This is a genomic window from Mucilaginibacter sp. SG538B, assembly GCF_013376065.1.
Lineage (GTDB): Bacteria > Bacteroidota > Bacteroidia > Sphingobacteriales > Sphingobacteriaceae > Mucilaginibacter > Mucilaginibacter rubeus.
The window spans coordinates 1,344,860-1,365,887 of the sequence record NZ_JABMJI010000001.1 but is presented as its reverse complement, the minus strand read 5'-3'; the positions used below and the strand labels follow the sequence as shown (position 1 = coordinate 1,365,887).

The 21,028-nt window shown below is 43.1% G+C and carries 17 protein-coding genes; 10 read left to right on the top strand and 7 right to left on the bottom strand.

Translation table 11 applies throughout. From position 1 onward, the window contains the following. The first annotated feature begins 151 nt into the window (after nt 1-151). The 4 genes from FHW88_RS05520 (at nt 152) to FHW88_RS05505 (ending at nt 5,915) form a co-directional block, all read left to right on the top strand. A complete protein-coding gene (locus FHW88_RS05520) occupies nt 152-1,762 on the top strand; it encodes a CTP synthase (protein ID WP_090526164.1) in 1,611 nt (536 codons plus the stop codon). 22 nt (nt 1,763-1,784) lie between these two features. Beyond that, nucleotides 1,785-3,632 carry a membrane protein insertase YidC gene (gene yidC / locus FHW88_RS05515; RefSeq protein WP_176623756.1) on the top strand — a complete coding sequence of 616 codons (1,848 nt, stop codon included), beginning with the start codon at nt 1,785-1,787 and terminating at the stop codon, nt 3,630-3,632. Nucleotides 3,633-3,854: 222 nt separating this feature from the next. Beyond that, nucleotides 3,855-5,219 (top strand): exonuclease domain-containing protein, encoded by a 1,365-nt coding sequence (locus FHW88_RS05510; protein WP_176623754.1) that lies wholly within the window; start codon nt 3,855-3,857, stop codon nt 5,217-5,219. 159 nt (nt 5,220-5,378) lie between these two features. Continuing rightward, nucleotides 5,379-5,915 (top strand): pyridoxamine 5'-phosphate oxidase family protein, encoded by a 537-nt coding sequence (locus FHW88_RS05505; protein ID WP_176623752.1) that lies wholly within the window; start codon nt 5,379-5,381, stop codon nt 5,913-5,915. Nucleotides 5,916-6,019: 104 nt separating this feature from the next. Here FHW88_RS05505 and FHW88_RS05500 read toward each other — a convergent pair whose 3' ends face one another. Both FHW88_RS05500 and FHW88_RS05495 read right to left on the bottom strand, forming a co-directional pair. Continuing rightward, entirely contained in the window at nt 6,020-8,020 is a 2,001-nt protein-coding gene (locus tag FHW88_RS05500; protein ID WP_176623750.1) for an alpha/beta hydrolase family protein, read from the bottom strand. Nucleotides 8,021-8,059: 39 nt separating this feature from the next. After that, nucleotides 8,060-10,033, bottom strand: a complete 1,974-nt coding sequence (locus FHW88_RS05495) for an alpha/beta hydrolase family protein (RefSeq protein ID WP_176623748.1) — start codon at nt 10,031-10,033, stop codon at nt 8,060-8,062. A gap of 181 nt (nt 10,034-10,214) precedes the next feature. Between FHW88_RS05495 and FHW88_RS05490 the strand changes: the two genes are divergently transcribed. From FHW88_RS05490 to FHW88_RS05470, 5 genes are all read left to right on the top strand, one after another. Beyond that, nucleotides 10,215-11,363 (top strand): exo-alpha-sialidase, encoded by a 1,149-nt coding sequence (locus FHW88_RS05490; protein WP_176623746.1) that lies wholly within the window; start codon nt 10,215-10,217, stop codon nt 11,361-11,363. A gap of 145 nt (nt 11,364-11,508) precedes the next feature. Next, nucleotides 11,509-12,165, top strand: coding sequence for a hypothetical protein (locus tag FHW88_RS05485; RefSeq protein ID WP_176623744.1), 657 nt, complete (start codon nt 11,509-11,511; stop codon nt 12,163-12,165). Nucleotides 12,166-12,219: 54 nt separating this feature from the next. Next, nucleotides 12,220-13,140 carry an ABC transporter ATP-binding protein gene (locus FHW88_RS05480; RefSeq protein WP_176623742.1) on the top strand — a complete coding sequence of 307 codons (921 nt, stop codon included), beginning with the start codon at nt 12,220-12,222 and terminating at the stop codon, nt 13,138-13,140. Beyond that, nucleotides 13,133-14,386 (top strand): ABC transporter permease, encoded by a 1,254-nt coding sequence (locus FHW88_RS05475; RefSeq protein ID WP_176623740.1) that lies wholly within the window; start codon nt 13,133-13,135, stop codon nt 14,384-14,386. The genes FHW88_RS05480 and FHW88_RS05475 overlap by 8 nt, the downstream gene beginning before the upstream one ends. 94 nt (nt 14,387-14,480) lie before the next feature. After that, nucleotides 14,481-15,407: a Ppx/GppA phosphatase family protein gene (locus tag FHW88_RS05470; RefSeq protein WP_176623738.1), complete on the top strand. Its 927-nt coding sequence runs from the start codon at nt 14,481-14,483 to the stop codon at nt 15,405-15,407. Here FHW88_RS05470 and FHW88_RS05465 read toward each other — a convergent pair. Genes FHW88_RS05465 through FHW88_RS05445 form a run of 5 tightly spaced genes read right to left on the bottom strand, consistent with a single transcriptional unit; the run spans nt 15,404 to nt 18,834 of the window. Continuing rightward, nucleotides 15,404-15,667 carry a hypothetical protein gene (locus FHW88_RS05465; RefSeq protein ID WP_176623736.1) on the bottom strand — a complete coding sequence of 88 codons (264 nt, stop codon included), beginning with the start codon at nt 15,665-15,667 and terminating at the stop codon, nt 15,404-15,406. The genes FHW88_RS05470 and FHW88_RS05465 overlap by 4 nt on opposite strands. Nucleotides 15,668-15,686: 19 nt before the next feature. Beyond that, entirely contained in the window at nt 15,687-15,965 is a 279-nt protein-coding gene (locus FHW88_RS05460) for a hypothetical protein (RefSeq protein WP_176623734.1), read from the bottom strand. Next, the gene (locus tag FHW88_RS05455) at nt 15,962-17,359 is read right to left on the bottom strand and encodes a radical SAM protein (protein ID WP_176623731.1); all 1,398 of its coding nucleotides are present in this window, start codon (nt 17,357-17,359) and stop codon (nt 15,962-15,964) included. Before FHW88_RS05455 ends, FHW88_RS05460 begins: the two co-directional genes overlap by 4 nt. Next, on the bottom strand, nt 17,352-18,104 hold the full coding sequence (locus FHW88_RS05450; protein ID WP_176623729.1) for a prolipoprotein diacylglyceryl transferase: 753 nt from the start codon (nt 18,102-18,104) through the stop codon (nt 17,352-17,354). Before FHW88_RS05450 ends, FHW88_RS05455 begins: the two co-directional genes overlap by 8 nt. 22 nt (nt 18,105-18,126) lie before the next feature. Continuing rightward, a complete protein-coding gene (locus tag FHW88_RS05445) occupies nt 18,127-18,834 on the bottom strand; it encodes a carboxypeptidase-like regulatory domain-containing protein (protein ID WP_176623727.1) in 708 nt (235 codons plus the stop codon). Between the two features lie 160 nt (nt 18,835-18,994). On the opposite strand from FHW88_RS05445, the gene FHW88_RS05440 reads away from it, so the two are divergent. Beyond that, the gene (locus tag FHW88_RS05440) at nt 18,995-20,980 is read left to right on the top strand and encodes a M1 family metallopeptidase (protein ID WP_176623724.1); all 1,986 of its coding nucleotides are present in this window, start codon (nt 18,995-18,997) and stop codon (nt 20,978-20,980) included. The last annotated feature ends 48 nt before the right edge of the window (nt 20,981-21,028 follow it).

Here is a 21,028-nt window from a genome sequence, read left to right as displayed (position 1 = left end):
CCTGTAATATAAATAGTTCCGTTTGCATTATTTTAACAGTTCCCTTTTTTTAAAAACAGATGCGCCGAAGCGTGAAAATTTTCGTACTTTTGTATCCCGTACAGAAACAATTGGCCGCGGTATAAAAGCCCGGTCATTTTCAAAAAAAATCATGACTAAATATATTTTTGTTACGGGCGGTGTTACCTCATCGTTAGGAAAAGGTATAATCTCTGCTTCTTTAGCCAAACTCCTTCAATCGCGCGGTTACCGCGTAACCATCCAAAAGTTTGATCCTTATATCAATATTGATCCGGGAACGCTTAACCCTTATGAGCACGGCGAATGCTATGTTACCGAAGATGGTGCCGAAACCGATCTTGACCTTGGCCATTACGAGCGTTTCCTCAACACCCCTACTTCAAAAGCTAATAACATTACTACCGGCCGCATTTACCAAAATGTGATTAACAAAGAACGTGAAGGTGCTTTTTTAGGAAAAACTGTACAGGTAGTACCTCACATTACCGATGAAATAAAAAGGAACTTCCGCATATTGGGCGAAAGCGGCGATTACGATATCGTGATCACCGAGCTTGGCGGTACTGTAGGCGATATTGAATCATTACCATATATTGAGGCTGTAAGGCAATTCCGCTGGGAAATTGGATCGGCTAACTCTTTAGTTATCCATCTTACACTGGTACCATTCCTTGCAGCAGCAGGCGAATTGAAAACCAAACCTACGCAGCACTCGGTAAAAATGTTATTAGAGTATGGTATCCAGCCCGATATCCTGGTTTGCCGTACCGAACACCACCTTACCAACGATATCCGCAAAAAAATAGCGCTGTTTTGTAACGTGAATATCAATGCTGTTATTGAGTCGATTGACGCACCAAGTATTTACGATGTACCCCTGTTAATGCTGAAAGAACAGCTTGACAAAACCGTATTGACTAAATTAAAACTTCCGCACAAAAACGAACCAAACCTCGAAAACTGGAAAGAGTTTCTTGGCCGCCTGAAAAACCCGACCGCCGATGTACGTATTGCGCTGGTTGGTAAATATGTGGAGCTGCCGGATGCTTATAAATCTATTACCGAAGCCTTTATCCATGCAGGTGCTAAACAGGAATGTAAAGTGCGGATTGAATATATCCCTTCGGAACAGCTTACGCCCGAAAACGCTGTTGAAAAATTAAAGGGCATGCACGGCGTACTGGTTGCCCCAGGATTTGGCGAGCGTGGTTTTGAAGGTAAGATCCAGGCTATCCGCCATGTGCGTGAAAATAATATCCCTTTCTTTGGTATCTGTTTAGGTATGCAATGTGCGGTAGTTGAGTTTGGCCGTAATGTATTAGGATTTGAGAATGCCAACAGTACCGAAATGAACCCCGAAACCCCTTACCCGGTTATCGGCATGATGGAAGATCAGAAAAATATCACCAACAAAGGCGGTACCATGCGTTTAGGCGCTTATCCCTGCGATATTAAAAAAGGCACTAAAGCGGCGGCTATTTACGGAAAAAACCATATTTCGGAAAGGCACCGTCACCGTTATGAGTTTAATAACGAGTACCTTAAGCAATATGAGGCTGCGGGCCTTACCCCATCTGGCATTAATCCTGACAATGGCCTGGTGGAGATTGTAGAGCTTAAAAACCACCCGTTTTTTGTCGGTTCGCAATTTCACCCCGAATTAAAATCAACAGTTGCTAATCCACACCCACTTTTTATTAACTTTGTCGCCGCTTCGCTGGCTTATGCCCGCAAAAAATAAGTAATTGTACGATAATTAGATAATGGATAAAAATACGTTTACAGGATTATTCCTGATCATGGCGATCATTGCCGGCTCGATATACTTTTTAAAGCCATCGGAAGCCGACCTTAAAAAAGAGCGCGAGGTACAGCACCAGGATTCGCTGAAAAAAGCTGGTGCCGCTGTAGCTGCCGCTGCTGCTAAAACTACAGCTAAGTTTGATACCGCCAAAACAGCCAAAGTTGATTCGGCCTTGTTAAAAATGCCTTTTGGCGCCGCATCTGTTGGTAAAGAAGAGTTTGTTACTATCGGTAATAAAGAGTTGCTTATTAAATTAAGCACCCATGGAGGCAAAGTCGCTTCCGTTGAGTTAAAAAACTACAAAACTTTTGATAAGAAGCCCCTGGTGCTTTTCAGTGGCGACAATAACCAATTTGGATTGAAGTTTGCTGCCGGTGTTGCCAATATCAACACCAACAATTACTATTTTACCCCAAGCGCAAAAGAACTTAACATAGCCGAAAAAGATTCCGGTTCGGTTACTATGCGTTTAAGCTATAGCCCTACCCAATATATTGATTATATATACAGCTTAAAAGGTGACGGTTTTAAACTTGGCTTAACCATTAAGCCTACCGGCCTTGACGGCGTTATTGCCAACAGCAGCACCATTAACCTTAACTGGGCCACCAGTCTGCACAAACAGGAAAAAGACATCAAAATGGAGCGCCAGTATTCAACGGTGTACTATTACAATACCGATGGGGATGCTGATTACCTGAGCGAAGGCAAAGACGACCAAAAAAGCATCAGCGATAAAAAAATGGCCTGGGTTGCTTTTAAACAACACTTCTTTTCAAATGTGCTGATTGCCAAAGGCGGCATTACCAAAACAGATATTGCTGTTGCTACTGATTTTAATGATACCACCGATGTAAAACAAATGAAAGCCGACCTGTCGCTTACCCGCGGCAGTGATGGTTCTTTACCGTTGGAGTTTTACTTTGGACCTAACCGTTTTAATACGCTTAAAGACCAGGGGCATGACCTTGATAAACTGGTTAACCTGGGCTGGGGACCGTTAAAATACATCAACCGTTTCGCGGTATTGCCGGTATTTAACTTTCTTAACAAGTTTAACTGGAACTATGGTTTGATCATCCTGGTATTGACTGTATTGCTTAAGCTGGTGTTATCACCGCTTACTTACAAATCATACCTTTCAATGGCCAAAATGCGTGTGCTGAAGCCCGAAATGGATGAGATCAAAGCTAAAGTTGGTGAGGATAACCCTACATTATTACAACAGGAGTATCTTAAGCTTTACAAAAAAGCAGGTGTTAACCCATTGGGCGGCTGTTTACCATTGCTCATCCAGATGCCTATAGTTATCGCGTTCTTCCGCTTTTTCCCAAGCCTATTTGAGCTAAGGGGCGAAAGCTTCCTGTGGATGCATGACCTTTCAACTTATGATTCGGTTATTAAATTTGCTCCGATAGCTTTCCTTGGCGGTGTTAACCACATTAGCTTAATGTGTTTACTGATGACTATTTCAACGTTGATCTATACTTATTTCAACAACCAGATCTCCGGTGCTACAGGGCAAATGAAATACATTGGCTACATTACTCCGCTGATTTTCCTTTTCACGCTGAACAGCTACCCTGCCGGTTTGAACTATTATTACTTTTTGGCCAACATGTTCACCTTTTTACAGCAATACCTGATCAAATTCATGGTTGATGATAAAAAAATCCATGCCCAGATCCAGGAAAACAAAAAGAAACCTGAAGATACTAAGAAGAAAAAATCAGGCTTTGGCGCCAAAATGGAGGAGATGATGCGCCAGCAACAACAGATACAGGCTAATAAAAATAAGAAGTCTTAAGTCTTTAGTCGGAAGTCCGCAGTCGGAAAGTCCGAAAGATATTTAAGCCCCTGGGAAAGTTTCTCAGGGGCTTTTTCTTTTGCCTTATTTCTGTTTTTATAAGCTGGGCAATCCCTTTTAAACAAAAAACTTTCCGACTTGCGGACTGCAGACTTTCCGACTTCCCGACTTTTTTAAACAACACTAAAATAATTAGCAAATTTATATTACATTTGAAATATCATGTATGCAATTGTCGATATAGAAACTACAGGGGGGCATGCCAGCGCTAATGGTATCACCGAAATAGCCGTATGCATACATGATGGGAAAAAAGTAGTAAAGCGGTTTGAAACACTTGTTAACCCGCAGCGCGAGATCCCTATTTACATCAGCGCCTTAACAGGTATTACCAACGAGATGGTAAAGGATGCCCCCCCTTTTGAGGATGTGGCAGCTGATATTTACCACCTCATTCACGGTAAAATCTTTGTAGCGCACAATGTAAATTTTGATTTTTCTTTTGTTCGATATCACCTCGCCGCTGCCGGGTACGATCTGCAAACCAATAAGCTTTGCACTGTAAGGCTTGGCCGAAAGATATTGCCGGGATTACCCTCATACAGTCTGGGCAGGCTATGCAAACATCTGGGTATCGATAATCAAAACCGCCACAGGGCTATGGGCGATGCCGAAGCTACAGCCGAACTGTTTACCCTGCTGCTGAACAGTGATACCGATAATCACATTAAACAATCGCTTAAGCAAGGTTCAAAAGATCAGGTGCTGCCACCCAACCTATCCAAAAAAGACATTGACCAGTTGCCATATACACCGGGCGTATATTACTTTCATGATCAAAAAGGCAAAGTGATATATGTAGGTAAAGCCAAAAACGTTAAAAAAAGGGTAAGCAGCCACTTTACAGGCAACAACCCCGGCTTTCAGCGCCAGGAATTTTTACGCAATATATACCAGATCAGCTATCAGGTTTGCGGCACCGAGCTCATCGCCTTTGTGTTGGAAGCTATTGAGATCAAACGCTTATGGCCCAAATATAATCGCTCGTTAAAACGCTTTGAAAATGCTTTCTGTCTTTACGCTTTTGAAGATCAACGCGGGTATATTCGCCTGGCAGTTGATAAATACCGCAAATACAGCGACCCGATATACACCTGCAATTCCCTGCTTGATGGCTATAACCTGCTCAACAAACTGATAGAAGCATTTGACCTGTGCCCTAAGCTTTGTTTTATACAAAAAAACAATGAGCCCTGCGTCAGTGCAGCAGGAAGTACCTGTGCCTGCGAAGGTGTTGAACCTCCCGACAGTTATAACGAAAAGGTTAACAATGCCATCGATCAGCTTAAGCAAGCTTTACCAACGTACGCTATCAGGGATGAGGGCCGTACCGGTGATGAACACAGCTGTATTTTGGTGGAAAAAGGCCAGTTTTATGGCATGGGCTATATCTCCCATTATTTTGATGCCAATAATATACAGCAACTCAAAAGCTATCTCACACCTTATCCGGGGAATGACTATATCAAAAATATTGTAGCAACTTATGCTTCAAAATATCCGGACAGGATGGTGGTGTTTGGGTAATGATTAATATTAACTTACGAAGTTTTAAAAACTTCGTAAGTTAGACCACCACCCCAACCACCATTTCTAACTAAATAATTATCTACTAAGTTAAATAAATCCACACAATTGAGTTTTTGATTGGTTACTCTTATAACATACCAACAAAAACTTGAGACAATGGATAGTATCAATCAACAACAGCCCGAGGATAATATGAGGGACTTGAATGGACCTGAAGCTTTGGCCAAGATCAAAGAACTTGCCGAAAGCGCAAAAAGCTGCTTCTTTGTGAGCAGTCTTAAAACAGGCGTACCCGCTTCAGTGAGGCCAATGTCGGCACAGAAAATTGACGATGAGGGCAATTTCTGGTTTCTGAGCGCTAATGATAGCCATAAAAATGAGGAGTTGGCTAAAGACCCCTTTGTTCATCTGCTTTTCCAGGGTTCCGGATATTCTGACTTTTTAAATCTTTATGGGATAGCCACCATTACCGAAGATAAAGAAAAGATCAAAGAACTATGGGAACCGACACTCAAAGTGTGGTTTACCGAAGGTATCGACGATCCGCGCATCAGCGTTATTAAAGTTGAACCAACTGAAGGCTATTACTGGGACAATAAACATGGCAATGCCGTTGCATTTGTAAAACGGCTAGCCGGTGCTGCTATCGGCAAAACTATTGATGATTCGGTAGAGGGAAAGCTGGTTGTCTGAAATCAGAATGTCTGACCCCGAATTTCTCCGAATTTGAGGAATTGAAGAATTTAAAAAGGATCGGGTTAAGCAGCTCGATCCTTTTTAAATTTTAAGTTAGCCTATCAAAAAGCTCCCGCTTTAGGGGATTGGGGGGCCAAATATTTATCAAACCATTCAATATAGCGCTTCAGTCGGTCAACCTGGTAACTGGGCACGGTGATGCCATGATATTGGCCAGGATAAAGTACCAGTTGTGTTGGTATACCCTGCGATCTCAGCGCTTCATACATTTGTTCGCCTCCGCCGGTGGGCACGTTAAAATCTTTTAAACCCGACATGAACTGGGTTGGCGTTTTTATTTTATCGGCATGAAAAAACGGGTACGATAGCTTAATGTACTTATCAGCATTTTTCCAGGGCGGGCCTAATTCATTATCGTATTGCATCACCCATTGATCTGATCCATAAATGGCTAACTGTAAGGCACTGCCCGCCCCGCTTGATGCTGCTTTAAAGCGGGGATCAGTAGCTATGGTATAATCGGTAAGGATGCCTCCGTAACTCCAACCACCAATACCAAGGCGGTCTTTATCAGCTATCCCAAGTTTAACCAGTTCATCTACAGCACCCAGTAAGTCTTTCACTTCCTTATTGCCCCAATCGGCATAAATAGCTTTGGTATATTCAATGCCTCGTCCTGTACTGCCGCGGTAATTTACAGCGGCTACAGCATACCCGGCACAAGCCAGCGTTTGCCTGATCTCATCAAACCCAAACTCGTCCTGATCGGTAGGGCCGCCGTGAATGTAAAGAATGAAGGGCATTTTCTTAGTAACTACGCTATCGGGCGTATAAAGTATCCCCGAAACCAGTGTGCCATCGCTGCTGAACGACTGAAAGCCTTTCACATAGGCCAGCTTAACTTCGTTCAGCCACTTTTCCTGGTGAACAGTCAAGCGGCGTGTCTTGCCATTTTCAATAGCCACCAATTCGTTGGGTATGTATGGAGTGGTCATTTTACCCACCCAAACGCCTAAGGAATGGCCAATGATATCAGAAAAACTGCATTCGTTTCCTTTATAAACCAACACAGATTTGCGGAGAAGTAAATTATACCTGTTGATATAGCGGATCCTGTCGCTACTTACTACGTACTCGAGGTCTTTACTGTCCTTGCTCCAGGCAATATTGCTAACCGGCCTGTCCAACTGATCTGTTAACGGACGATTATTTTTCCCGTCGGCATCCATCAGGTACAATACATCATGCTGATAAATAAAATAATCACCATCACTTGTTGAGCGGAGATAGGCAATATGCTTACCATCAGGGCTCCAAATGGGGTTAATGTCATGGCCGGTAAAAGTGGTAAGTTGTTTAGGCTCAACACCGAGCTTAGCTTCTATCGTAAAGATGTCTGTGTTTTCATTCCGATCCGGATCGACTGTATGATTACTTACGTAGGCAATCGTTTTTCCGTCTGGGCTCCACTGCGGCGAACTATCGTCCATGTTACCACTCGTAAGAGTGTCCAGTTTTTTTGAACCCACATCATATACGTATAAATGTGAATGCAGGTGTTGCAGATACCCTTCAATATCCTGCTTAAAATGGTAACGGTCTATTTTTATAGGAGGCGTGGTTTTAGGAGCTTCCTTTCCTTTGTTTTCGGGATCTTTAATGATCAATGCCAGCCTTTTGCTATCCGGCGACCAAACATATTCTTCTATCTCGCCCTTAATATCGGTAAGTTTATGCCCTTCGCCGCCACGTCTGTCCATCATCCAAACCTGCCCGCCATTTTTCGAATCTTTTTCGGACAGATAAGAAATAAACTTACCATCAGGGGTCCATTTAGGAGTAGATGCCGGCTCATCGCCATAAGTAAGCTGAATGGATTGCTTGCCGTCAAAACTCTGCATCCACAAGTGCGACACACGCCTATCTTTAGCTGTATCCACTTCAGATAATTCATAAACCACCCATTTACCATCCGGAGAAAGCTGAGGCGCCATCAGCGTTGGCTGTTTATACAGATCTGCAGGTTTAAGCGGCTTTTTCGCAGTTTGAGCAATCAAAGGCAAAGAAGCCAATCCGACTAAAATCAACAGGACATATTTCATAAAACACGATAAAAAAACCGTTTCGAGGGCATAAAAATATTATTTTTTTAAATACTTATCATACCATTCCACATAGCGCTGCAACCTGTCAACCTGGTAGCTTGGTTTGGTAAGGCCGTGAAACTGATTGGGATATAATATCAATTCGGTTGGGATACCTTGTGTGCGTAGTGCTTCATACATCTGCTCACTGCCGATGGTTGGCACGTTAAAGTCTTTCAAGCCGGACATAAACAGTACCGGGGTCTTTATTTTATCAGCATGAAAAAACGGGTACGAGATCTGGATCCATTTATCAGCATTTTTCCAGGGTACGCCTATTTCGTTTTCGTACTGTAACACATACTGATCGCTGCCATAAACCGAAAGCTGCAGCGCACTGCCCGCTCCGCTTGCTGCTGCTTTAAAGCGGGTATCGGAGGCTATCGTATAGTCGGTAAGGATGCCGCCATAACTCCAGCCGCCTATGCCCAGCTTATCAGGATCTGCGATGCCTAATTTCTCAAGTTGATCGACCGCTCCAAGCAAATCTTTTACCTCCTTATTGCCCCAATCGGCATAAATGGCTTTACAATAATCCAGCCCGCGGCCATTACTACCCCTGTAGTTCACAGCAGCTACAGCATAACCGGCAGCAGCCAGGGTTTGCCTTGTAGCATCAAAACCAAATTCATCCTGCCCTACCGGGCCGCCATGAATAAAAAGGATCAACGGATATTTTTTATTGGGAACGCTATCAGGCGTTAAAATGATACCGGATACTTTTGTACCATCAACACTGGTTGATTCAAAACCTTTGACATAAGCCAGTTGTACAGTGTTTAACCAGGCCTGATGGTGGAAAGTTAACCTGCGAAGCTTCTTATCTTCCAAAGCGAATAATTCTGCAGGGGTGTACGGGTCGGTTTTTTGTACTACCCAGTTGCCTGAAAGATTGGTGTTTATATCGTTGAAAACATAATCACCCTTATTAATCGGCGTGATTTTGCCAGTGTTGATATTGATATTGGCCAAATAGCGGGTACGATCGTCCGTTACGATAAATACGATGTTCTTACTGTCTTTGGCCCAGGTTTGTGCGCCGGCGGGGCGATCAAGCTGTAGCGTAAGCGGTTTGTTATTTTGTCCCACAACATCCATTATGCAAACCACATTTTGATCGTACATCATATAATCAGCATCGCTGGTTGAGCGCAGGTAGGAAATATACCTGCCATCGGGGCTCCATTGCGGGTTACCGTCCCTCCCCTTCCAGGTGGTTAACTGCAACATACTGGCGCCTGGCCGGGCATCAATGGTAAAAATATCGGTATTTTGATTTTTATCAGGATCGGCACTGCGGTTACTCACAAATGCAATAGTCTTACTATCTGGCGACCATGCCGGCGAACTTTCATCTTTATCGCCCCTGGTTAATGTATCCAGCTTTTTTGTGGTTACATCAATTAAATACAGGTGGTTATGCAAGTGCTGAAGATATCCTACTATATCCTGTTTAAAATGATAACGGTCAATAACTATGGGCTTGGGTGTTTTAGGTTCTTCTTTGCCTTTATTTTCGGGGTCACCTATCACCATCACCAAACGCTTGCCATCAGGGCTCCAGGCGTAGTCGCTCAAATCACCTTTAATATTGGTCAGTTTTACACCTTCCCCACCCCGGCGATCGATGAGCCAAACCTGTGAGCCTGTTTTTGAATCGCGCGAGGAAAGGAATGATAAATACTTACCATCCGGGCTCCAGCGCGGCGATGAGGCAGCCTCCTCACCATGGGTCAGTTCGATAGACTCTTTGCCATCAAAACTCTGCATCCACAGGTGTGATACACGGCGGTCTTTTGCAGTATCAACTTCAGAAACGCTATAAGCCACCCACTTGCCATCGGGCGATAACTGGGGATCGCTTACCGTTGGGATCCGATAAACATCAGCAGGTTTTAAAGCTTTTTTCTGTTGGGCAGATACATTAACGGCGGCAGAAAGCGTAAGTATAAGGAATAAGGCTAGCTTCATAAATGATGTATGTTGATAGAGCCTGTAATTTAGTAAAAGAACCTTGATTTATGGGATAAAAGGATTGCCACGATTTTGTTATAAAATTTTCGCATATTAATAACGATGATTTTCTGGATAAACAAACGCGGGCACCTCAACTCCACTTTCACTTACCGGATAATTTGCGTTAATTAGGATCATGTCTGCAAAATTCCAGCTCCTTTTTGTTACCTGCTTTTTTTTATCCGTTCTTAATACCCATGCTCAAACCCCGACTATTCGCAACAATTACCAAACCGAAGCCGGAGTGCCAAAGTTAACCATCGAACGATCAATGATCTACTCGCCGGATAAAGAATGGCTCTATAACCATCATGCATCTATCATTCATTTTAAAGACCGCTTTGTGGCAATATGGAGCAACGGAATGATCGATGAGGACTCGCCGGGGCAAAGGGTGGTTTACGCCACTTCTAAAGATTTTAAACACTGGTCGACGTTAAAAACATTAGCCACTCCGGGCAAAATCAACGATACCCTCACGGTGCTCACCGCCGCCGGGCTTTATCAATATGAAGGGACCTTAGTAGCCTATTACGGCGACTATGACAAGCATCGCAATAACACCCATTTGTGGGCCAAAACCAGCACCGACGGCGAGCATTGGAGCGAACCGCTTGATATGCATTTGCCTGTTGTACCAAACCACGGTCCGGAGGTTACCAATAGCGGCAGGCTGATCATCAGCGGTAATTTTACTTTTCCTTATACAGATGATCCCCACGGACTTTCTGGTTGGAAGCTAAGCAGTTTCTACCCTGATTCCCTTTATAAGCAGGATAACCCTGCCATGTTTTACGCGCCTGCCGCAAAATCTGGTTTACCTCCGCTTTGCGAAGGATCTTTTTTTCAAACAGATGACAATGTTCTGCATATGCTGCTCAGGGTAACAGGTAAAGGCTGGAAAGGCCATTTATGGCTAACTGAAAGCAGGGATAACGGTAGCAATTGGTCGCGCCCGGCGGAAGCTCCATTTTCAGATAATGACAGTAAATTTCATTTCGGTCGGTTGCCGGATAAGCGATTTTATTATGTCGGTATCCCTGATACATTGCACCATTATGACCGTAACCCGCTGGTGTTATCCCTTTCTGCCGATGGCAAATCATTCGACAAAAACTATATCATAGCCAATGAGCTTTATCATCTTAAAAAGGAAGGTTTGTGGAAAGGCGGGCAATATGGTTATCCGCATACCATTATTTATAATGGCTATATGTATGTAATCATTTCGAGGCAAAAGGAAGCTATTGAAATGCTGAGGTTTAGCTTGAAGCAACTGAAATAAATCCGCAGGCTATATAATTAAACAAACAACGTATTTTGTACCAAAACAATTACACCGTTTTTTAATTTCAATAAACAGCCATACCTTATTACCGGTCAGGCTAAATTGTTATGCAGTTCACTTTAAATATAAACCTACCCTGCTTATGAAACCAACTCGAGATACTGCCTACCTTACCATTGCCACATCAGTAATAAGTGCTTTGGTATTATTGCTAATGCAGGCCATGCAAACCATTTCATTTACAATTCCGGAAAGTGTCAGGCATTTATTCTCATTTATTCCGGTCATCTGTTTTGCGTGGCTGATGATATTTGTGATAAGTATTTTAAAATATACCAATGAAAAACCTTTTATAGTGAACGCATTTATCATTTACACGATCTATAGTGTGGTATGGGGCTTAGTTAGTGCGGCTATCGGCATTTTCCAAATCAATGTACAATCATTAATCATCTTTTACCAGGTTAGCGGTGCCATCAATTTCATGATAATAATATGCCTCGTGACCATGACTTTTTTGTTACGCCCAACAGAATTTAGGCTGCCATTGCGGCTTTTTGCCCTGGGCGAGCTATTTATCCCGATATTTTACACAATTGTACCGTTAGTATTTACACTCATCGGAAATTCCAGTTATATTTTTTACATCCGTTATCTCGGACTTGTGTATCTGATAATTCCTGCTATTGGAATTTACATAGCAGTAACAGCCTTAAATGTTATCAATAGCAGGCAATGGCAAAAGCCGTTCTATGAAATGGATAACCCCAACCAGCCATATGATAAACCGGAGCTGTAACTTTTATTGGTTAACTCCATCTAACAAGCAAAACAGATACATAAACCTTAATAAATGCTAAGCATCCGCAATATTGTTAAACAATACGCCGGTCACCGTGCACTCAGTGATGTAAGTTTGGAAGTTGAAAGCGGGCAGATTTTCGGCTTGCTTGGCCCTAACGGCGCCGGTAAAACATCCCTTATCCGTATAGTTAACCAAATTACAGCTCCCGATTCGGGCGAGATTTATTTTAACGGCGAAAAACTTAATCAATCGCACATTGAACGTATCGGTTACCTGCCCGAAGAACGTGGCCTGTACAAAAAGATGGAGATTGGCGAGCAGATGATCTACCTGGCCCGGTTGAAAGGCTTAAGCCGGGCTGAAGCTCAAAAACGCCTCAAATTTTGGTTTGAGAAACTGGAGATGGAAACCTGGTGGAAAAAGAAAATAGAAGAGCTTTCAAAGGGCATGCAGCAAAAAGCCCAGTTTGTGGCAACTGTACTGCATGAGCCCGACCTGATCATTTTAGATGAGCCTTTTAGCGGCTTCGACCCAGTAAACGCCGAACAGATTAAAGACGAAATATTGGAATTAAATAAAAAAGGCGCTACTATTTTGTTTTCTACCCACCGCATGGAATCAGTTGAGGAGCTTTGTGATGCCATCGCCCTTATCCATAAATCGCACAAGATACTGGATGGCAAAGTTAAACATATCCGCAACTCATATCGTAACGAAACCTACCTTATTGAATATGCCGGCGAACGTATTGCATTTGATGGCAGCCAGCCTTTTGAAATAATGAGCGAGGTTATTGCCGATGATGACAATCACAATATCAAGATAAAACTAAAGGAAGGGCATAATTCCAATGATGTATTGCAATACTTAATTCCTAAAGCGCGGGTAAATATGCTGCAGGAGGTTATCCCAAGCATGCACGAAATTTTTATTGAAAAAGTAAACCTAAATTCCACCGGCCATGAATAAAGTATTACTCATTATACAACGCGAGTACCTTACCCGTGTGCGAAAAAAATCATTTATCATCATGATATTCGTAGTACCGCTGCTGATCCTGGCCATGGGATTCGTTGTTACCATGGTAGCTAAGGACAGCGATAAATTATCATCCTTACAAACGGTTAACGTGATTGATAAAAGCGGCGATTTCGCCAATAAGTTCCATGACGTAACTAATGTAAAGTTCACCTATACCCTCACTGATCTTAAGTCGTCAAAACAATTATTAAAGGAGAGCGAGGGTATTTCTATTTTATATATCCCTGCACACTATACACAGAAGGACTCAGTACAGATCTTTTCAAAAAGGAAAGCCTCTATCCCTCTTTCCGAAGAAATTGAGAAGCAGATGAGCGATATCGCCTTTTCAAACAACCTCATCAGGCATCATATTGATACAGCCTTATTACGAAGTATAAAAAGAACCAACATATCATTAAACGCCATTGAAATTTCTGACAAAGGCGATAAGAGCGCCAATATCGGCCCCAATATTTTGATCGGTATTGCCTGCGCTATCCTCATTTATATATCCCTGTTTATATACGGCGGACAGGTAATGCGCGGGGTAATTGAAGAAAAAACCAATCGTATTATCGAGGTAGTCATATCATCAGTAAAGCCGTTTCAATTGATGTTGGGCAAGATCATTGGTGTTGGTTTAGTTGGCTTAACCCAATTTGGTGCCTGGATAATTTTATCCGTAATATCTACCAAAATAGCAGGCCACGCGCTTAACTCTCCAACCAGTCCTATGATAAATGCGCTTGCGGTGTTACAAACCATTCCGTTCGGGTATATCATGGGCTGCTTTATATTTTACTTTTTAAGCGGATATCTTTTATACGCTGCCCTGTTTGCTGCCGTAGGCTCGGCAGTTGACAGTGAAACAGAAACCCAGCAGTTCATGTTTCCCATTACCATGCCCTTACTATTCACTTATATTTTGTCGGTATCGGTATTATTCCGTGCACCGGACAGCCCCCTGGCGGTATGGCTTTCCATGATACCCTTTACAGCCCCCGTTGCCATGATGGTACGGATCCCGTTTGATCCACCGCCCTGGCAGGTTGCTTTATCGATGAGCTTAATGGTAATAGGTTTCTTATTTACTACCTATGTTGCGGCGCGGATTTATCGTGTTGGCGTATTGATGTACGGCAAAAAAGCAAGCTATAAAGAACTGGCTAAGTGGTTCTTTTATAAAGAATAGTTTTGATTTCGGATATCGGATGTTCGATTTCGGATTTACAGAATAAAATCCCCGGGAATGATAAACATTTTCGGGGATTATTTATTTTAGCCGTATGAGTAAACGCGTTGCAGTAATGGACCTGGGTACAAATACTTTCCATTTATTGATTGCCGAAGGCGATAACCATGACTACCATGAAATTGTACATATCACTGAAGCCGTTAAACTTGGCGAGGGCGGCATTAATAAAGGGTATATTTTACCCGAAGCCTTTCAGCGCGGTGTAAACACCATGCAACGCTTTCAGGAACTTATACAGGCCAATAATGTTGACGGCGTTAGGGCGATAGCAACTTCGGCCCTGCGGAACGCTTCAAACGGAAAAGATTTCGTCAAAGAAGTGGAAGCAAAAACAGGAATTGTTATCGAAATAATCGATGGCGAACAGGAAGCTGGTTTTATTTATAACGGTGTAAAATTAAGTGGTTGCCTATCGGCTAAAAACTCGCTCATTATGGATATTGGGGGCGGCAGTGTGGAGTTTATTTTAGGCAATACCGATAAAATCCTGTGGAAACAAAGCTTTGAAGTTGGCGCGGCACGCCTCATGGACCAGTTCCACCATACAGACCCTATCCCTCCGGCATCTATCGAGGCCATGAATTTGTATCTGGAGGATACGCTGAATGATCTGTTCATTGCCACCTCCGGTATTGAAATAGATACCCTTGTTGGCTCATCCGGCTCGTTTGAAACTTTTGCCGGGCTCATAGAAACCGAAAAAGCAAAATCATTTGATCTCAAGAGTATCCAACACTATGATTTTGATGAAGAAGAATTGCTAACCATCACCAATAAGCTCATCCTCTCAAGCCATAAAGAAAGATTGGGTAATCCGGGGATTATACCCGTCCGGGTTGATATGATCGTAGCTGCCTCCTTAGTTACCCGTTTTATTATGCATGCGCTGGATCTTCATAAGGTGAGCATGTGTACTAATTCATTAAAAGAAGGGGTTTTGGCGGAGATGTTGGCCTAAGAAGAGAAAACAATCCAGCATGACGAAAAACCGATCAGCAGTACTACGAGCGCGCTAAACAAAAATTCTTTTCTCAAAGCAAAAATTGCCACTATCAGGCACAATAATACTTGCAAAAAAATAACAACAGCTTCCGCTAATATAATAAGCTCTTCGTTAACAATCCGTCTGAAATATATAGTATAAGCTGCCAATATCGATAGATTGATACCTACAACTATCATTTTATTACTACGGGACTCTTTCTTCTGCGTTTCCATTATATCAACTTGTGAGATACTAAATCCTTATTATTGCAACACACGTTGAAAAACCAATTACTAAAACCAGTAAGCCGCCTAAAAACCAACTCCACTTACGGAAATACAATGAAAGTATAATACAAACAATCACCTGGGCAACCATTAGCAGCCCAGCTATTACACCGCCATCGGCCAGCAGACTAAGCAAGGTATAACCAACAAATACTGCCAGGTTAATTCCGACTATCTTGATTCCACCTTGGGGCTTGTTGCCAGGAAGCTGATTGGGTGGTTGTAATTGTTCTTCCTCTGTCATACCAAAATTTCTCCTCTTAATTGTTCCAGATATTCCCGCTTATCATCTCTGTAAAAAATGTTCATCGTTTCAAAAGGGATGATCTGCATATCTTTATTTACGATGTGTACACATGATTTTTTGATAGCCCGCACATCGAAATTTTGCGCATCAATAAATTGCATGATGATTACCCTGAACAGGTTATCATAGCTTAAACTTGGCGCGTCAATTTCAGGCAGGCAGCATAACAACGAGTGCAGGTGTTCTTTAGCTTTATCAACCGAATTACCGGTGCTGAACATATTGAGCAGATGCCCTTTCAGGCGTTCATCGTTTTCGTATACAATGGTATTTTTTGAATTATCTAACAGGTCATCCGGGTTTATCATCCGGGTCAGCGGGATCACCTCGCCGCCCAATTTAAGGGCATAACCCATCACCAGGGCATCCGGGTTGCAAGGTACCGGGATCAGGTCGTTTTTATTGAATACGCTGGTTTGTTCAAGTATCGCGTTACGTACTTCCGTTAGGGTGTACCGGTCGGTTTGTTCATTAAAATTCTCTAACCTGCCGGCCTGTTGCGTAGGCTGGAAGGTTACGCCGCGAACGCAGGGTTGCTTCAACGCGTATTCAATAATTGTCCCTAATTCATCGGTATTTAAACCTTTTTGCAAAGTAACTACCAATGTCGTGGACAAATTGTACTTATTAAGGTTTTCAATGGCCTTTTGCCTTACCTCACGCAGATCTTCTCCTCTCAATTGCACCAGCGCTTCTTTTTTGAAAGAATCAAATTGCAGGTAGATCTCAAAATCAGGCATGTAAGTGGCCAGCCGCTTTACAAAATTTTCGTCCTTAGCTATGCGGATACCATTAGTATTCACCATTAAATGTTTAATGGGCTTTGTTTTGGCGATATCCAGGATCTCGAAGAACTGCGGGTGCACCGTTGGCTCTCCCCCGCTAATCTGCACCACATCCGGCTGACCTTCATTCGCTACTACAACATCCAGCATCTGTTCTATTTCGGTCAAAGTGCGGTGCCTGCCGTATGTGGGCGATGACATGGCATAGCAGGTAGGGCAGCTTAAATTACATCGGTCGGTTACTTCAACAACGGTAAGGCATGAGTGCTGCTCATGATCCTGACAGAGGCCGCAATCATAAGGGCAGCCATAATGTGTTTTGGCGTTGAACTTAAGCGGCATCTCACTCCGCTTGGCATAGTTGCGGCAGTTTTTATAATATTCCACATCTGTGGCAATCAGCACCTTTTCAAAACCATGCCGGCGGCAGTTTTTAAGCATGTAAACCTTATTATCCTCAAAAACAATCTTGGCATCAACCCGGCGTAAGCAGGTAGAGCAGATGCTTAACGTAAAATCATAGTATATATACGGGCGTTCAGGCATGGTTTACAAATAGCTTTTTAGGATATAAAAATACTTTATAATAATACAAAATACCGGCGATAGAAACCAACTGAATTACCGACAAACCAAAACTGAAAAAATAATCGGGCTTAATAAATTCAACCAGTAACCTGAAGACAAGGTAGCTTGCCATAAATACTTTAAATCTCGCGCCATCGGCAAAACGGTGGTTTTGTTCTATGAGTTTGAGTATACCCCAAAGCATTGCCCAAAACACAATTTCATATAAATTGGTAGGATGCCTGCGGATACCATCGCCAAAATCGATAGCCCAGGGCAGGTTCGAGGCTATACCATAAGTACCATCTTCCAGTCCGGCCAAAAAGCACCCTGTACGACCAATAACCATAGCCAGGATCAGCGGATACACCATCAGATCGCCGGATGAAACCGTTACCCCCAATTGCTTCTTGGTAAGCTCAACACCAATCAACCCGCCAAGCATGCCGCCTACTATAGTTTTATTACCCATTACGTAAATGATATTGAAATGCGAAAACAGCAAAGGCGGATTTTCAAAGATCCCAACCAGGTGCGAGCCGATAAATGCACCTGCCGCCGCGCCAATAAAGATGATGAGCCTGTGTTCAGTACTGATCTTATCTGTCGAATGTTTACGTAGCCACGCGTAATACCGGTAACCTAAAAAGTACGAGAGTGTCTCGCAAATAAAATGTACGGGAATTGATGAATTGCCTAAAGGTATATTTACAGGAAAATGCAAGTTTAGCTTTTATAATAAAGCCCTAAAATATGTTTTTTATTTTATGCCACAGGCGATGAATAAAAGAATGGCGCACAAATACACCTCCTACCACAACAAATTGTTCAGTTAGCGGTTCCGGCTCTAATTCTATTTTTATTTGCGACCTGTCAGCTATGTCGGCAAGCCTTATTTCCTGTGTCTTAAAACCGATAAAGCCAACAACAAGGGTATCTGCCTCCGAAAGTTCCAAAAACTTAAATTCGCCATCAACATCAGTGCTTGCACTTTCACCGTTTTTACAACGGACTGTAGCGCCGGGAATCGGAACATTAGTCCCTTTTTCGGTTACAAGGCCTTTTACTAATATTTGAACACCGGTAGGGACAGGTATGAGCAAATTGCTTTTACGTTGAAACTCTCCCTGCTCAAGGCTGTGCCTGGTTTTGGCTTCAGCTTTTTCAAGCTGGGTTAAGCTTATTATTGCTGCTGTCAGGATACCAATCCATGATAAGGATCGCTTTTTATTTGCGCCAATACCCGCATTAATTTCAATCAGCTGCATTTGGCCAAATCTGCCGCAAACATTATCCTTTGCCGCAAGAAGTTTAATGGTCTCGTCATTGCTCATTACCGTAAAATCGATAACCGTTTTGCAGCAGTGATAACAATAACGACCGCTGTTAGCGGGTACCATCTGTGACCATGGCTCGTGGCAGGGTTTAGGTATGCTGATTTGTTGAATAGACATTATGCCAACGTTTTAATTGATAAATATATTAATTCATCCGGGTGATTAAGTAGTTTATTATAATGATGCTACCCGGCATAAAATTCCATAATTATTTAAAACTTTTTTAACAAACTGTTTTCCGGCCATCCTTTGTATATTGGGTGCTTAATTGCACACCATGAAATTAAAATTTATCGGCATTGGTTTACTGTCGGTTTTAGCACTCGGCGCATTCGCGCAAAAAAGGAAACTCAATCCAAACGATACGTCGTCAAACTATAACCCGGCGGCGGCTTTCTCGCCTATGTTTTATACCGAAAAAGGTAACGATTTCCATTCGGCTAATGGCGCACCCGGACCAAGGTACTGGCAAAACAGGACCGACTATAACCTGAAAGTTACCCTGGATACCGTAAAGAAAACAATCAGCGGTACTGTGGTGATTAACTATACCAATAACAGCCCGGATGCATTGCCATACCTTTGGCTGCAGCTTGATCAAAATACTTATAAACAGGATGCCCGCTCTAACTTTTTCACAGACCATGCGCCCAGCGCCGACCAGCATACCAGCGGCTATCAGATAGAATCCGTATCGGTTGATAATGGTGATGTGGTTAAACCTGTACCTTATGTAATTACTGACGCCCGCATGCAGGTGCGCCTTGCACATCCGCTGCAAAAAGGTGCAATAAAGCTGCGCATCAATTATCATTATACCATTCCGGGCGCTTTTGGAGGCCGTACCGATTACTGTGATACCAAAAACGGCAAGATCTACGAAATTGCGCAATGGTTTCCACGCATGTGTGTTTATGACGACAACCACGGCTGGGACACCCTGCCATTTTTGGGCAGTGGTGAGTTTTATTTAGATTACGGCGATATCGATTACCAGGTAACCGTACCATGGGATATGATCGTAGCAGGCTCAGGCGAATTACTTAACCCAAAGGAGGTTTTGACCGCTAAACAAATAGCCCGCTTAGATCAAGCCCGCAACAGTGATAAAACCATCATGGTCCGTGATTTGGCCGAAGTTAATGATCCGGCCAGTCGCCCGGTTAACAAGGGTACCCTCACCTGGCATTTCAAAATGCTCAATACCCGTGACGTTGCCTTTGGTGCATCAAAAGCTTACATATGGGATGCAGCGAGGGTGAACCTGTCCGGTGGTAAAAAATCATTGGCAATGAGCGTTTACCCGGCCGAAAGCTATGGTAACGATGCCTGGGGCCGGGCTACCGAATATCTCAAAAAGTCCATAGAATATTTTTCTGAAAAATGGTTTGTATACCCTTACCCGGTAGCCATTAATGAGGCCGGTATTGCTGGCGGTATGGAATACCCGGGCATTGTGTTTGATGGCATTACCGATAAAGGCAGCGTGCTTTACTGGGTAACAGCCCACGAGATAGGCCATAACTGGTTCCCGATGATTGTAGGATCAAACGAGCGCCGTTATGCCTGGATGGATGAAGGCCTTAACACCTTTATCGATATATATGCTTCCGATGCCTTTAATAAAGGCGAATATGCCCCTAAACGTGATAGTGAGTATGCTCCCGGCGGTGGCAACCCTGCCGATGAAATTATCCCATCATTGCTTGATCCGCAATCGCCAAGTATTATGACGGCTCCTGATGCCATCCCCGAAAAATACCGCCATCCACTTACATACTATAAGCCGGCATTTGGCCTGGTACTACTGCGCGAACAAATATTGGGTAAAGACAGGTTTGACTATGCCTTTAAAAATTATATCAACCAATGGGCTTTTAAACATCCGCAGCCTGACGATTTTTTCAGGTCGATGGAGAACGGGGCCGGCGAAGACCTTTCCTGGTTTTGGAAGGGCTGGTTTTATAATAACTGGCTGGTTGATATAGCCCTTATCGACGCGAAATATGCAGGTAAAGATGCATCCAAAGGTATCATCATCAAAGCAGTAAACAAAGAGCAACTGCCCATGCCGTTTACTGTTGAGGTTAAATTTAAAGACGGCAATAAGAAACGCTTTTACCTGCCAGTTGAAACCTGGCTGCAATCCGGGCAAATCACTTATACACTGCCTACCACACAGGAAGCCGAATCGGTGACCATTGATCCCGACAACGCCCTGCCTGATCTTAACCGCGGCAATAACAGCCAAAAGGTTAAATAAAGCATATAACGCCAGGTGTTCAATTTTTTAATGTGGAACACCTGGCGT